This is a genomic window from Dongshaea marina, assembly GCF_003072645.1.
GTDB lineage: Bacteria > Pseudomonadota > Gammaproteobacteria > Enterobacterales > Aeromonadaceae > Dongshaea > Dongshaea marina.
Window position 1 is genome coordinate 2751724 of record NZ_CP028897.1, and the last position, 15423, is coordinate 2767146.

Annotated in this window: 10 protein-coding genes and 2 pseudogenes; 4 read left to right on the forward strand and 8 right to left on the reverse strand. The window is 52.3% G+C overall.

Features of this window, described 5'->3' with window-relative positions; translation table 11 throughout:
* Positions 1-248: 248 nt before the first annotated feature.
* The 3 genes and pseudogenes from kdpB to mscS form a co-directional block, all read right to left on the reverse strand.
* Positions 249-2263: pseudogene (gene kdpB / locus DB847_RS13030) on the reverse strand (potassium-transporting ATPase subunit KdpB).
* 71 nt (positions 2264-2334) lie between these two features.
* Positions 2335-3996 carry a potassium-transporting ATPase subunit KdpA gene (kdpA, locus tag DB847_RS13035; RefSeq protein WP_108651096.1) on the reverse strand — a complete coding sequence of 554 codons (1662 nt, stop codon included), beginning with the start codon at positions 3994-3996 and terminating at the stop codon, positions 2335-2337.
* 448 nt (positions 3997-4444) lie between these two features.
* The gene (gene mscS, locus DB847_RS13040) at positions 4445-5284 is read right to left on the reverse strand and encodes a small-conductance mechanosensitive channel MscS (protein WP_108651097.1); all 840 of its coding nucleotides are present in this window, start codon (positions 5282-5284) and stop codon (positions 4445-4447) included.
* A gap of 315 nt (positions 5285-5599) precedes the next feature.
* Here mscS and grxB point away from each other — a divergent pair, with 315 nt between their 5' ends.
* Entirely contained in the window at positions 5600-6250 is a 651-nt protein-coding gene (gene grxB / locus DB847_RS13045) for a glutaredoxin 2 (protein ID WP_159084603.1), read from the forward strand.
* Here the strand turns inward: grxB and lpxM are convergent.
* Positions 6146-7249, reverse strand: a complete 1104-nt coding sequence (lpxM, locus tag DB847_RS13050; protein WP_108651099.1) for a lauroyl-Kdo(2)-lipid IV(A) myristoyltransferase — start codon at positions 7247-7249, stop codon at positions 6146-6148. The two genes, grxB and lpxM, sit on opposite strands and share 105 nt — an antisense overlap.
* A 187-nt stretch (positions 7250-7436) precedes the next feature.
* On the opposite strand from lpxM, the gene DB847_RS13055 reads away from it, so the two are divergent.
* The 3 genes from DB847_RS13055 to msrB all read left to right on the forward strand — a co-directional run bounded on the left by DB847_RS13055 (position 7437) and on the right by msrB (position 10929).
* Positions 7437-8537, forward strand: a complete 1101-nt coding sequence (locus DB847_RS13055) for a sensor domain-containing diguanylate cyclase (protein WP_108651100.1) — start codon at positions 7437-7439, stop codon at positions 8535-8537.
* 129 nt (positions 8538-8666) lie between these two features.
* Positions 8667-9503 carry an HDOD domain-containing protein gene (locus DB847_RS13060; RefSeq protein WP_108651101.1) on the forward strand — a complete coding sequence of 279 codons (837 nt, stop codon included), beginning with the start codon at positions 8667-8669 and terminating at the stop codon, positions 9501-9503.
* A gap of 337 nt (positions 9504-9840) precedes the next feature.
* On the forward strand, positions 9841-10929 hold the full coding sequence (msrB, locus tag DB847_RS26665; protein ID WP_108651102.1) for a peptide-methionine (R)-S-oxide reductase MsrB: 1089 nt from the start codon (positions 9841-9843) through the stop codon (positions 10927-10929).
* On the opposite strand, the gene DB847_RS13070 is transcribed toward msrB, so the two are convergent.
* The 4 genes and pseudogenes from DB847_RS13070 to DB847_RS13080 form a co-directional block, all read right to left on the reverse strand.
* The gene (locus DB847_RS13070) at positions 10926-11939 is read right to left on the reverse strand and encodes a S66 family peptidase (protein WP_108652976.1); all 1014 of its coding nucleotides are present in this window, start codon (positions 11937-11939) and stop codon (positions 10926-10928) included. The two genes, msrB and DB847_RS13070, sit on opposite strands and share 4 nt — an antisense overlap.
* A gap of 112 nt (positions 11940-12051) precedes the next feature.
* Positions 12052-12228 carry a hypothetical protein gene (locus DB847_RS24410; RefSeq protein WP_159084604.1) on the reverse strand — a complete coding sequence of 59 codons (177 nt, stop codon included), beginning with the start codon at positions 12226-12228 and terminating at the stop codon, positions 12052-12054.
* Positions 12229-12470: 242 nt separating this feature from the next.
* A pseudogene (locus DB847_RS13075) lies at positions 12471-13834 on the reverse strand (L-serine ammonia-lyase).
* 27 nt (positions 13835-13861) lie between these two features.
* Positions 13862-15169: an SLC5/6 family protein gene (locus DB847_RS13080; protein WP_108651103.1), complete on the reverse strand. Its 1308-nt coding sequence runs from the start codon at positions 15167-15169 to the stop codon at positions 13862-13864.
* Between the last annotated feature and the right edge of the window lie 254 nt (positions 15170-15423).

The following is a 15423-nucleotide window of genomic DNA, read 5'->3' on the forward strand; positions in this document are numbered from 1 at the left end:
TCCTGACACTTCACTTCAATGCTCTTAGCCTATATAGAGTTCCAGTACCCAAAAATTGCCTGAAATATCGTTTTAGGTCCGTTGCCAGCATGGAGGCTGGCATCGAGCATACAGGGGTAAGTTGTTCCCAGAACAACGCACGCAAAGCATGGAGCTGAGCTGGGATGGAAGTTCATGGAAGAACTTCGTATTCACTGCGTGGCCTAAAAAGTTATTCAGGCACACGATTGTCAAATCTAAACGGCGTCCTAAGCCCAGCCCAGGGCGACCAGCAGCATATCCAGTAACTTGATCCCGATGAAGGGTGCAATGATCCCCCCAGCCCATAAATCACCAGGTTATGCCGTAAAAAACGGGCCGTATTCATCTGCCTGACCTTAACCCCTCTGAGTGCCAGCGGCACCAGGGCCAAAATGATCAGGGCATTATAGATAATGGCCGATAGCATAGCGCTCGAAGCACTGTGCAGATGCATCACGTTGAGTACAGCCAGCGAAGGATAGATACCGATAAACAGCGCCGGGAGCAGGGCAAAGTATTTTGCAACATCATTGGCAATCGAGAAGGTGGTCAGTGCCCCACGGGTTGCCAGAAGCTGCTTGCCAACCCCGACAACATCGATGAGCTTGGTGGGATCCGAGTCAAGATCCACCATATTCGCAGCTTCTCTCGCCGCCTGGGTACCATCGTTCATCGCAACCCCGACATCAGCCTGGGCCAGAGCAGGTGCATCATTGGCACCGTCACCACACATGGCGACCATCCGCCCGCCACTTTGCTCCTGGCGGATATAGTTCAATTTCTTCTCAGGCGTGGCCTCGGCAATGAAATCATCAACCCCGGATTCCGCCGCGATCACCGCAGCGGTCAGCGGATTGTCCCCGGTCACCATCACGGTGCGGATCCCCATCTGCCTGAGCTCGGCAAAGCGTTCACGGATCCCGGGTTTGATCACATCTTTGAGATGAATCGCCCCCAACAGACGCCCCTGCTCGGCCACCAGCAATGGCGTCCCCCCGGATTGGGCGATCCCATTCACAGCCTGTTTTAGCTCCGCAGGGAGTGTCTCATTAGTCAGCCCCACCCAGGAGGCCATCGCATCCACGGCTCCTTTACGCAATTTACGTCCGGAAAAGTCGATTCCTGATGAGCGGGTTTCTGCGGTGAAAGGCACAAACTCAGCCCCTTTTGGCAAAGCGCCACTCAACCCATAAGCTGACTGCGCCAGCTCGACAATCGACTTACCCTCAGGAGTCTCATCACTCAGGGAGGTCAGGCAGGCGACCTCAGCCAGATATTGCTTTTCGACCCCGGGTGCGCTGATAAACTCATCGGCCATCCGGTTGCCGAAGGTAATGGTTCCGGTTTTATCCAGCAACAAGGTCTGCACATCACCGGCAGCCTCCACGGCTTTCCCCGATTTAGCCACCACGTTACAACGGATCAGGCGATCCATCCCGGCTATCCCGATCGCTGAAAGCAGACCGCCGATGGTAGTTGGGATCAGGGTGATCACCAGAGCTATCAAGAATAGCAACGGGAGATGTCCTCCCACCATGCTGGCAAATACCGGCAGGGTGAGAACCACCACCAGCAGGATCAGGGTCAGACCGATCAATAATCCATTGAGGGCAATCTCATTGGGGGTCTTCTGGCGCTTGGTTCCCTCAACCAGAGCGATCATCCGATCCAGAGTAGAATCACCCTGCTCGACCGTCACCTGAATGCGGATCCAATCTGAAACCACCACTGTATTGCCAGTCACCGCGCAGCGATCACCGCCGGACTCACGGATCACAGGCGCAGACTCACCGGTGATCGCCGCTTCGTTCACCGCAGCGATCCCCTCAATCACCTCACCATCGGCCGGGATCATCTCCCCGGCCTTTACCAGCACTATGTCTCCTTTACGCAGTGCTGTCGCCGCAACCACTTCTGTGGTCTCTCCTCCATCGATGCAGCGGGTGGCCAGAAGATTCGCCATCCCATCACGCAGGCTATCGGCGCGAGCCTTACCCCGCCCCTCTGCCAATGCCTCACTGAAATTGGCAAACAGCAGGGTTGCCCACAACCAAAAGGTCAGCTGCCAGGCCACAGCCGGACTGCCTCCCAACTGGGCCTCGGGGGCAACCAGGGTCACCAGCAGGCTGAGCAGGGCTGCGATCTCCAACACCAGCAATACCGGCTGATCCCACAGGTACCTGGGATTAAACTTGATCAGTGCCTGTTTCAGAGCAGAGTAGAAGATCTGTCCCTTTCCCAATCCGAGCCCGGCTTGTTGCTGCTCCGGCTGCCACTCAGTTTGATGTTCAACTACAGACATAGCTTGACTCCTCAACCATGCATCTTGAGATATTCGGCCACAGGGCCAAGAACCAGGACCGGCAGAAAGCTCAGTCCTCCCACCAAAATAATTACCGAGGAAAGCAGGCCTCCAAAAAGCGGCCCGGATACCGGCAGATCCCCTCCAGTCGTTTTGGGTTGCTTCGCCATGCGGGCTGCGATGAGCAGCATAGGAAACATGATCCCAAATCGTCCGAGCAACATACCTACCGCCAGTAAAATGTTATGAACCGGCATATCAGCCCCAAAACCGGCAAAGGCAGATCCATTGTCCCCGACCGCCGAGGTATAGGCATACAGCCATTCGGTGATCCCATGGGCACCATGATTGAACAGAGCACTATGGGAGCCGGGCCAGAACCAGGCAATAGAAGCCAGCAGCAGTACCCCCAGCGGCATCACCAGCATGGCGACAATCATCCACTTGATCTCATAGGCCCCGATCCGCTTACCCAGATAATCCGGGGTACGCCCACTCATCAGGCCGGCGATGAATACGGTCAACAGCAGGTAAACCAGTAGTCCATAAATCCCGGATCCCACGCCGCCATAATAGAGGCTGCCCAGTAACATGTTAGAGAGCACCATCATGCCCCCCAAAATCGACATGCTGTCATGCATGCCATTGACAGATCCGTTTGAGGTAGCGGTTGTGACGACGCCCCACAAAGCGGTTAATGCCGGACCAAAGCGGCTCTCTTTACCAAACCAGTGCTGCGCGTCCATCAGCCCCAGTCCATGCAGACTGGGGTCGCGAGCCACCTCAAAGCAGATGGTCAGCAGCAACCACACCAGCAAGAATGCCGTCATGGTAATAAACAGAGTCCGGGTGTGCTTGTGATGACGGATGTAATAGCCAAAGGTGAAGATCAAGGCTGCCGGAAGCAGGATAATCGCAAAACACTCCAGGAAATTACTAAGCTGGGTCGGATTCTCCAGAGGGTATGCCGAGTTTACTCCGTAAAAGCCCCCCCCATTACTGCCGAGCTGCTTGATTGCGACCTGGGATGCTACATCCCCTAAGTGAACCAAGGATTTAACCCCAGATAGCAGAGTCACCTGATGTGAGGCAGACAGGGTTTGAGGAACGCCCTGGCTCACCAGCACGATCGCCAGGATGAAGGCCAGCGGCAACAGGATAAACAGCACACTGCGAACCGCATCAACCCAGAAGTTTCCAAGCTTATCTGTGCTTTGCCGGGCTATGCCCCGGAAAATCGCGATGGCGACCGCAATTCCCACGGCTGCGGATACAAAGTTTTGCACCGCAAGACCCAGGGTCTGGCTGAATGAAGAGAGCTGCAGCTCCCCGGCGTATGCCTGCCAGTTGGTGTTGGTTACAAAGCTGACCGCAGTATTAAATGCCAGATCCCAGCTTAGCCCCGGATAATGCAGGGGGTTACCCGGAAGGGATGCCTGCCCCATCAGGATCATCATCAGCAGTAAAATACCTAAAATAGTCAGGGCAATAATCGCCTTCAGGTACTCTCCTATCCCCTGCTCAGAGCAGTCAAAGCCAAGGCGCGACAGCCAACGCACCTCTAACGTCTGAGTGTTTCGCTCAAACACCTTAAACATGTAGCGCCCAACAATCGGAGCGCATATGATCAGCAATAGGATATAGAGTCCAATCGCCATATAGGATCCGTTCATCATCTCTCCTAGAGCTCGACTCGAAACAAGCAAACAAACAGGTACACCACGAGTAGCAAACCGATACTCCCCACGATTGCGCTCAGCAACATGATTATTTTTTCCTTCTTAACAACGCCCGATAAAGGCACACAAACAGATACACCACCAGTGCCAAACAAAGGCTTGTCACGATCAGATGAAGTGGCATCATCCATTCATCCCGGTTGAATAAGGGAGTCACAGCATAAGAATTAGCGGCGTAAAAAAGCTATGCAGGAAAAAAAGCCGTGAATAAAAAAAGCGTAAAATCCGGATATTTTTTAAACAAAAGAGGGGGTGAGCGGTTTTAGTGGTGAGCTTCAGGCTCTGTTGGTCTTGCTGACTGACCTCATAATTCGAAACCTTAAGGGTGCCTGGTTATAAAAAACCCCGCGTTAAAGCGGGGTTAGTCAGGCAGCGAAACCGATCACTGCTCCTTGTGGAGATGAACATCCATCTGTGGGTATGGGATCCCTATGTTGGCAGCATCCAGGGCGATCTTGATCTCTTCGAGGAGCTGATTATGCACCGAGAAGTGATCGGCCCGGTTGACCCAGGGGCGCACAATAAAATTGACCGAGCTATCTCCCAGGGCGTTGACCGCAATCAGGGGGGCAGGCTCCGGCAGGATCCTGGATTCGGCATCGATGACCCGCTGTAAGATATCCCGGGTCTGCCTGAGATCGGCATCATAGCTTACCCCGATCACCAGATCGATTCGCCGGGTTGGATTTTTAGAGTAATTGATGATCTTGCCTCCCATTACCGAGGAGTTCGGCAAAGTCACCTCCTTGTTATCCGGCATGGTCAGAATGGTCGAGAAGATCTTGATGTGGGTCACAGTTCCCGAACTTCCCCCTGCCTCCACATAATCGCCGTTTTTAAAAGGGCGAAACATGATCAGTAAAATCCCGGACGCAAAGTTAGACAGGGAGTTTTTAAGGGCAAGCCCCACAGCCAGACCCGCTGCACCCAAAATAGCGATGACAGAGGCCGTTTGCACCCCCACCCGGGACAGAGCTGCGATCACCACCACAATGATCAGCAGGTATTTAAGTAGCCCGCTAATAAAGTCGACTATGGTCTGATCGACTCTACGTTTGACCATCACCCTACCAACACCGCGGCTGATCAGGCTGGCGGCAAACAACCCGATGATCAGCACCAGTAAAGCGGCAACAATATTGACCCCATACTGGATCAACAGCCCCTGATTCTGCTCAATCCAACCCGTGGTCTGCCCCAGTAGGTCTGAGGATAAACTCATAGATGCACCTCCTATGCAAAACAATCAGTCCGTTTGATAGTGACACAATGCTTGTTAACAAACCACTGTTTTTAAAGCGATTTATCCCACATTTTCGCAATAAAAACACCAGGGTAGCAGGGATAGAAAAGACTGGGTTTACTCCTCAACCTCTCCTCCCTAAGGTCAGGTTATTGTCAAATCAGCCCCAGTCCATTAGCCTGATAAGTGAAAGGAAGCAAAAAAATGTTTCCGGCACAAAGTCGTACATTAGCGCAATTGACTGCCGGAGTTCTCAGGACAGAGCCTTCGGCAGGAGCATCCAAGGAGCTTAGGATGAAACTTTACCTGTTTGACCATTGCCCTTACTGTATCAAGGCGCAGATGGCGATCGGTATCAACCGCCTCTACATTGAGCTAGTCTACCTGGACAATGATGATGTCCGGCACAGAGAAGCTATGGTGGGTCGCAACACAGTCCCCATCTTAGAAAAATATAATGGCAACTGGATGGCAGAGAGCCTGGATATCGCCCGCTATCTGGATGAATATTGCGAGCCGGTTCGTATTGATGACAGCCACAAAAAAGAAGAGGTGGCCGAGTGGCTGGATCATATCCAAAAGCCGATGAACTGCCTGACCATGCCGCGCTTCGTGAAGATGGATCTCCCTGAATTTCAAACCCCATCGGCGATCCGCTGGTACACCTCAAACAAGGAAGCGATGATCGAATGCAGCTTCGAAGATGCGATGCGTTACACGGATCGCTATAAGGGTCATGCCGAAGCCACCCTATCGATGCTTGACTGGCTCAAGCCCCCTGCAGAACGCAATAATGTCATCGGCTGGGATGACTTTGAGATCTTCCCCTTCCTCAGAAATCTAACCTGTGTGAAAGATTTCAAGTTCCCAGCGAATCTTGAACAATATCTGGATCAGATGAGCAAGTTGACCCGCATTCCACTTTACCAGGATCGCGCCATCTAGCTCAGCCGATCCCCTAAGGCAATGGGGGGGTTCTTTCCCCTCCCGAATCGCCTTGATCCCGGCCTCATAAGGGCTCACTTCGCCATTGGGGCGGGTCTGAAAAATCTTTAAGAACCACATGTACTGCTTGAGGTTCTCCCTGAGCATCCCCTCCAGACACTGGTTCATTCGCAGGGCATCCCCCTCCTCATCACGACTTGGAAAGTCGCTTAGCGCTGGCTGGATCTGGATCTTGTATTTTCGGCTATTTTCATCGTAACCACAAATGGTTGGAACCACCGGAGCCTTGGTCAGACGTGACAACTTGGAGAGTGCCGGGATCGTTGCTTTTTGAGCACCAAAAAACGGCAGGAAAATGCTCAGCTCGGCGCCTCTGTCCTGATCGGGCAGATAGTAAAAGCTATCGCCTGAGCGAATCGAGCGTACCACCGACTTGATCCCCATGCTGCGCTCGTAAACATAGCCCCCAAAACGCATCCGCTGGCGATTGATAAACCAGTCATATACCGGGTTGTGGGCCCCATGCACAAAGGCACACATAGGCATCCCCTCCAACGCAAACCACAGGCCCGCATCCAACGCCCAGGTATGTGGAGTGAGCACAATAATCGGCTGCCCCGCCTCACGAAACTCACGCAGATGCTCAGCCCCCTCCACATCAAAACGCTGGCTCAGATAGCGGCGCGAGCGAAAGGTAAACTCACCAAAGTTCAGCATCGCCTTGAGCCCGACCCGGACCGAATCGTTCACCATAGACTCAACCTCAGACTCGGGCATATCGGGAAAGCACAGCCGAAGATTCACTTTGGCGATATAACACTGCTTCTTGGAAAAGCGCACTAACAGAGGAGACAGTAGCCCTGCTAGCCCATCCCGGAAACAGACGGGGAGCCAGGCCAGGATAAATAGCAGGCCAAGAGCGATAAATGCCCCCCAGTTACGAGGGTGGAGATATTGCAGTTTAAAGCGGGTGTCAAAGACAAACTCTTCCCGGGACATAAGCAGCCAAAATCAAGAATCACAAAGCCGCTATGGTAGTCGATCTGGAGCCAAAGGTCATCATTGAGGCCCTATCAAACCGGCTTTATCCCTTCGCTCTGTGTGAAGTAGCCCCAATTGAATAATCAAAGCAGCCGGTCCCAGGCTTTTATATACTGGAAGTAAGTAAGTTGATTGAGTATCGGACATGGATGAATCCAAGCTGGCACAAAGAGCGACCTCGAATATCTCAGAGAGTGAGAAGGTGATCCGCACCCTGTATCAGATCACCTCAAATCATAGCCGGGGATTCCCCTATCAGGTCCAGCAACTCCTGCAACTGGGCTGTGATCGCTTCGATCTGGAGATAGGGATCCTGTCCCGTTGCAGCCAAAACAGTTACCAGGTCAAACACTGCCTCTGCCCCCGGGATATCCCCATCACCCAGGGACAGGAATTTGAAATCGACAAAACCTACTGTGAAGTGACACTCAAGGCCCGCCAGCCTGTCTGGTTTGAGCATGTGGGAGAATCTGAGCTCAAAAGTCATCCGGCTTATCAGGGGTTAGGGCTTGAATCCTACATCGGGATCCCGGTGATCCTGGAAAATAACACCTATGGTACCCTTAACTTCTCAAGCCCGGTCCCGCGCCAGCGTAAATTTTCCCCAACAGATATCGACGCTCTTAAGCTGATGGCAAGCTGGCTCAGCAGCGAGCTGGAACGCCAACAAAGGGAGATCAAACTGAGAGTCGCCAATGAGGAGCTGCGCCGGGCGAATCTGAAACTCAAAGAACAAAGTACCACGGATGAACTGACCCAGGTGGGAAATCGTCGCCTGCTCAACCAGAAACTGGATACCTACATGCTGCTGGCGCAGCGTGGGATGCGGCCGCTATCCGCGGTCATCATCGATCTCGATGATTTTAAAAAACTCAATGATACCTATGGCCACCCCTCAGGCGATGAAGCCCTGATCACCCTGGCTTATAACCTGGTGCAGACCGCTCGTCGCGGCGATCTGATCGCCCGCTATGGTGGCGAGGAGTTTGTGGTGATCCTACCCGATACCGACGAACAGGGTGCGATGCGCAGTGCAGAGCGTTATCGGCTGTCGATTGAGCAGACCGACAGTCTGGTGTGCCCGGTTACTGCCAGCCTTGGTATCGCCACCTACCGACCTCAGGAGGGCGATCTCGATCCCCAGTATGCCTCAGATCGTCTGCTCTGTGAGGCGGATGAAGCCCTGTATCACTCAAAACATACGGGGAAAAATCGCTGTAGCCACTACCATAAAATCGGTACCTGAACGGGCAACAACCTTCAAGCTTCGCGGGTTTGAGATCGGTGTGCTGGCTTTCTTGGAGTCTGAATTTCTCACCCCGGCGAAGCATCATGGTTACACTTAATATAGAAGGGATTGCCAGGTCACCTAACCATGGACGTACAACAGGTATTTCAGGCGATTAAAGAGCTGCCGGTCATCCCCAGGCTGATGCAGGAGCTGATGACAAGCTTTAACGATCCCAACAGTGAGGTCGAGGGTATCGCCGACAAGATCGCGATGGATCCTGTCATCACCGCAAAGGTACTACGGATGGCAAGTTCGGCCGCTTTTACCCGAGGCAAGGAAATCACCTCAATCCAGCAGGCAGTGATCCGCCCTGGCTTTGCCCGCTTACGCTCCCTGGTGGTTGCCGCCAGCCTCTCTGAATGCTTCCAGATTCGCCGTGAGTTTAATGTCCATAAATACTGGACCGATACCTTCCAGGTAGCCACTATTGCTCAGTGCCTGGCAGAGCAGAGCCGAGGCGTTCAGATAGAGCCAGATACAGCATTTACCTGTGGATTGCTCCATGATATTGGTGAACTTCTGATCCAGTCAGCCCTGACTGAAGAGGCAGGATTGATTGAGATGATCATGGACCAGGGTTCGAGCCGGGTTGAGGCGCAAAGAAAGGTGCTTGGGATGGACTACAGCCAGCTTGGGGCTGAGCTTGCCAGGCAGTGGAACCTCTCCCCCGTTTTTATCGAGGCGATTCATAATCAGCTTGATCCCTTGGCGTTTGGTGAAATTAGCGCAGAATCTGTGTTGATCCGAGTCTCTGTGTTTGTCTCTTTTGCCTGGAACGCCAGTGTGCCAGCCGAGCTCATTGCTATGCGCTTCCCCAAACCCCTGGCCGAATACCTGGGAACAGATCCCAAGACCTTAACCCCCCACTTAGAGGTGCTCCACCAGCAGGGCAATGCCCTCGCCGATCTCCTGACAAGTTAACCTCAACAGAGGCTCATGGAAACCAGCAAATCCTGCTCCTATACTTCCTTCACACGGGGGTGTGATATGAATCGTTCAACCCTTGTGGGTGCCATCATGTTTCTGCTCGGCTTAGCTCTGGTGTTAATCCTCGAGTAGCCGAGATCCCAGATCTTGAGACTCCTCCCCTTCCCCTCTCCTGCAAGTCGGTAGCTGCTGTTACAGATAAATCTGAAAGAAATCCCCTGGTGTCAGGGTCTACTCAGAGACAGAGAATCACCCATCTACCCAAGACAAGGCTCAGGGCAAGTGTATAAAGCTTAAAGCCCGGGCAGTTTTTCATCTCACAGGAGGCTCCATGAAATTATCGATTTCTCTCCCCTCTCTTACCCTGATTTTTGCTTTCGTCCCTGCGCTGAGCCATGGGGCACAAACCATCATGGATGAAAACAAGATGATGCAGGATCCTCACAGCTACCAGAGAGCCACCTTTGCCGGCGGCTGCTTCTGGTGCATGGAGGTTCCCTTCGAGCTGGTTCCCGGGGTCAAGAGTGTGGTCAGTGGCTATGCCGGAGGGATGGAGCCAAACCCCACCTACAAGCAGGTCTCTTCGGGTAAAACCGGTCACATCGAGGTCGTGCAGATCAAATATGATCCCAAAAAGGTCAGCTATGAACAGCTACTGCACATCTACTGGCGTCAGTTTGATCCAACCGATGCCGGTGGCTCTTTTGTCGACCGGGGCCCACAGTATCGCAGTGCCATCTTCTACCATAATGGGGAGCAACAACTGCTGGCCGAAAAATCCAAGCGGGAATTAGACAAGTCCGGCCGATTTGATAAGCCGATCGTCACAGAAATCATCGCCTACTCAACCTTCTACCCTGCCGAGGATTACCATCAGGATTTTTATAAAAAGAGCCCGATCCGCTACAAGATCTACCGCTATCGCTCAGGCCGCGATGAGTTTATCAAGGCCACCTGGAGTAAAGAGCCGGAGTCGTCCGTGACAAAAGAGAAACCCGTCAAACAAGATTTGAAAGCAAGGCTCACCCCCATGCAATACAAGGTTACCCAGGAAAATGGCACCGAGCCGGCCTATTCTAATCGCTACTGGGATCATAAGGCCGAAGGGATCTATGTGGACATAGTCTCGGGTGAGCCACTATTTAGCTCGAAAGATAAATATGACTCAAAAACCGGCTGGCCCAGCTTTACCCGGCCAATCAACCCACAAGCCGTGACTGAGCATGTGGATACCAGCTGGTTTATGACCCGCACCGAAGTGCGCAGTCATAAGGCAGACTCTCACCTGGGGCATCTGTTTGAAGATGGACCTGAACCGACCGGACTGCGCTACTGCATCAACTCGGCGGCACTGCGTTTTGTTGCCAAATCAGATCTTAAAAAAGAGGGCTATGGAGAATACCTGGCACAGTTTAATTAATCCTCACATAGCCAGGGCTGCTCAAGGATGAGCTGCCCGCTATCAAAATCGATACAGGCCTCAATCCCAATTGGCAGGGTTAACATGGGGTGGGTATGGCAGCAATCAAAGCCATTAACGATGGGAAGAGGCTGACCATTGAGAACCTCTCCGAGCAGCTCCAGGGGAGTACACCCCGTCCCCAGATCATCAAAACCTTCATGCTTACCCAAGATGATCGCGCTAACCCTGTCAAACACCCCGTTAAGCTTGAGCATAGAAAAAGAGCGCTCCACAGTCGCCATATCTTTCAGACTATCTTCAATAAATAGAATATCTCCAGGCCCTATTTCAGGCATGTAAGGACTCCCCCAGATACCACTCAGGGTATTTAGATTTCCACCCATCAGGCGCCCTCTCACCCTGCCAGCTCCGATAAACTCACAGTTATTGGGATAACAGGCTTTTGCTCTCGTCTGATTTTCCCAGTCGATATATTCATCACTCCAGAGCTCGGGCGCCCGGTAACGATAGGGAAGCTGTTGTGGTTCACAGAGGATCTGATAAAACGAATCAAAGGTCTGCTCAACCAGAGGTGAAAACTCTCCAAACGAAGCTACCAATGCCGGCCCATAGAAGGTGATGAGGCCGGTTTGGGCATAGATCCCGAGCAGCAGCGCCGTCACATCCGAGTAGCCGATAATGATCTTGGGATCATCTCGCAGGGCCTGATAATCCAGATATGGCAGCAGTGAGTTGCTGTTCATCCCACCTATGGTTGAGATGATGCAGCGCACCTCGGGATCACGAATCAGCTGGTTGAGCTCTTCGGCGCGTTCGCTAATGCTCCCCGAGCGATAATAATCGCTTTTTGAAGTGAGCTGACCGGCGATGAGTTTAAAGCCCCGGGCCTGAAGAAACTGCTTCGCCCTGGCAAAACGTTTTGGAGCAAAGGCTGTTGCCGGGGAAGAGGGAGAGAAAAAGCCGATGCCATCACCGGGTTGCAAGGGTGGAGGGTATAAAGTTGTAATCACTGTCTTCCTTAACTGTTACGCTAAATCCATCAGCAGTAAAACTAGCATGAGAAAGACCCAGGTTCGAGGCAAGATGCTCACTCAGGTGGCGATTAAAAGTAAATTTCTGCTAACTGGATAGATCTTCAACCTTGTGACTCAGATGCTGCTGAAGCATATGCCAGGTCGCAGGGTCCGTATCCACACTCAGGGATGTCACCATCCATACGCCAAGTAGCCAGACAATTACAACCAGCAGGCAGATCACACGCGTATTCACTATTTCGTCTTCCTTTACTCGGCTCATGGCTCACCATGAAAAGAAGTGAATATAGCAAATCTTTAACTATTTTGTAGTATCAAAGCATGCTTTTTATGTATTTATACTGGATATTAAGCAATTTAACCGCTCATTATTTTTGTCCGCATTAGCCTGCTATTTTCAAGCTTCAAGCACCAAGATCCCGCCAGGCGCTCTCGGTTCTCATATTGCCCCCATAAAAAACGCCAGCTTCTGCTGGCGTTTTTTATCAGAATACAGGGTGCTCCTTAGCAGCACTCTACCTTGATCGCGAGTCCCCCCTTAGAGGTCTCACGATACTTGGGATCCATATCCTTTCCTGTGACATACATGGTCTCAATGACCTTATCCAGAGAGACCCGGGGTTTGAAGGTGCGCTGCAGCGCCATCCGGGTGGCATTGATTGATTTCACTGCGGCAATAGCATTGCGTTCGATGCAGGGCACCTGCACCTGGCCTGCGATCGGATCACAGGTCAGTCCAAGGTTATGCTCCATCGCGATTTCGGCCGCGGAGCAGATATGCTCCGGGCTGGCACCAAAGAGCTCGGCCAGGCCCGCCGAAGCCATGGAGCAGGCAACGCCCACCTCCCCTGGCAGCCAACTTCGGCACCAGATATGGACGCATTCATCTGATACAGGATACCGATCGCCCCCGCCGTCAGGTAAAAACGGGTCACCTCATCCTGAGTCAATGGATTGATGAACTTGTTGTAATAGGAGAGTACCGCAGGGATGATCCCGGCAGCCCCATTGGTGGGCGCCGTCACCACCCGGCCACCGGCTGCATTCTCTTCACTTACCGCCAGGGCAAACATGTTCACCCAATCTACCACCTGCATCGGGTCGTTATTAAGAGGGCCGGATGCCACCAGCTTACGGTGCAGAGCGGCAGCACGGCGTGGTACTTTCAGAGGCCCAGCCAGCACTCCTTCGGTGTGCATGCCGCGCTCGACCCCCTCTTCCATCACCTGCCAGATCGCCCCCAGCTTTTCATGGATCTGCTCTTCCAAGGCATGGGTCAGCTCGTTCTTCATCATCAATGAAGCGATAGATATCCCCTGATCCTGACACAGAGCCAGCATCTCATCGGCGCTTTCAAAATGATAAGGAACTTTGGCGCCCCCCGGACACTGAGGTTTACCAAAGTTCTCATCGTCAACGATAATCCCGCCACCGATGGAGTAGTAAGTCTTGCTCAGCAACAGCTCTTCACCGGCATATGCGCTCAGCACCATGCCGTTCTCGTGCTTAGGCAAACACTCATCATGGAACACCATGGCTGAAGCGGGAAAAGCAACCTGATGACCCACAGCCCCAAGAGGAAGCATTTGTGTGGCTTCCACTAGCTTGAGGAATCCTTCGGTTGCATCCAGATCCACGGTTGCTGGCAAGTTACCCGCCAATCCCAGCAGGATGGCGCTGTCGGTGTGGTGCCCCTTGCCGGTCCAGGACAAAGAACCATAGATGTCAACCACCAGACGATCAACTTGGTTGAGCAATAGCTTCTCACTCAGGAGATCGCTGAACTCTTTAGCGGCCTTCATCGGTCCGACGGTATGTGAGCTTGATGGTCCAACACCGATTTTGAAAATTTCAAATACACTGATCATTTGTCATACTCCTGTGATTGACAAAGATTAAGAGAAGAAGCTGTAGAGTACGCCTGAGATAGCAACTAGCCCCATGACCCCAATAAACAGATTGCTCAGCTTGCCGCGGTATTTTTGCAGAGCAGGGACGGTGCGGATCGCATAGACAGGCATGATGAAGAGGATCACCGCAATCACAGGGCCGCCGATCTCACCAATCAGATTCAGGATACTTGGATTGATCACTGCCACCAGCCAGACGGTTACCGCAATAAACAGGGTTGAAAACAGACCGACGGCCTTCATATTGAGGGTTTTACCCATGGCCTCAGCCTGCTGGGTAATCACCCCATTGAGCCCCTCATGAGCACCGAGGAAGGTCCCGAAGAAGGCTGCCCCGATCGAGATAATCGCAACGATTGGCGCGACATAGGCCATCAGTGGGCTGCCCATGGACTCACCGAGCTCAGTCAGCACTGTGATGTTGGCTGCCTGTGCATGATGAAGCTGTGCGGGGGTCAGTGCCAGCACACAGGAAAATACGAAGAACATCACAAAGAACAGCAGCAATGAGGAGCTACCACGCAGGATCTTATCGGAGCGCTCAACCGCCGCATCTTTGCCCATCCGCTTACGCTGTGCCACCGCAAAGCTTGAGATTGCGGGCGAATGGTTAAATGCGAACACCAGCACCGGAATAGTCAGCCACAAGGTTTTCAGGAAGCCTCCCGCCGAAGGAACCACCTGCAAAGAAGCGGCTGTCCAGTGCGGGATCATATATAAAGAGAGCAAAAACAGGATGCCGATTAGCGGATAAACCAGTGCCTGGCAGATAAACAGCATCAGCTTGCGACCGGTCATGATCACCGCCATCAGGATCGCGATCAGGATCAAGGCCAGCAGAGGACGGTTCATCGGCGCGACATGAACGATATCGACCAGAAAGCTATTGACCGTGTTGGTCAGGGCAACTCCGTAGAGGAGTAGAATCGGGTAGACGGCAAAGAAATAGAGAAAGGTGATCACCTTACCGCCAAATGAGCCGAAAAACTCCACCACCACATTGGTAATATCTGAATCGTTACCGGCTTTAGATGCCAACACAAAGCGTGACAGGTTCCGGTGTGCCAGGTAAGTCATGGGCCCCACCAGAAGCACCATGATCACCAGCGGCCAGAAGCCTCCCATCCCGGCCCGAATCGGCAAAAACAGAACGCCCGCTCCAATGGCGGTCCCCACCAGGCTAATCATCCACTTGGTATCTTCAAAACCCCAGGCCCTGCTCACAGGTTGTTCCGAAGTTTTGGCATTTAATTCTTCGGTTTTAGACAAACCGGATTCTATTGATCGTTCCATTGTTATTCCATAGATAATTTTTATCGATTGAGAAAGACTAAAAAAGAAAACTCAAAAACTAACTAAGAGCCTGAAGAATAGAACCATCTCTTACATTAAAAAAGTAATAAATTAATTAGTTAGACGTTCTGTGAAGGAAATCTCAAAAAATATCGATCGAGATCACAATTACAGGTGTAACAGTAACAATTGTGATTAATTAACCACCATATATTAGGCTAACGATTAGGTCATCTCGAAAATAACTTGATCTC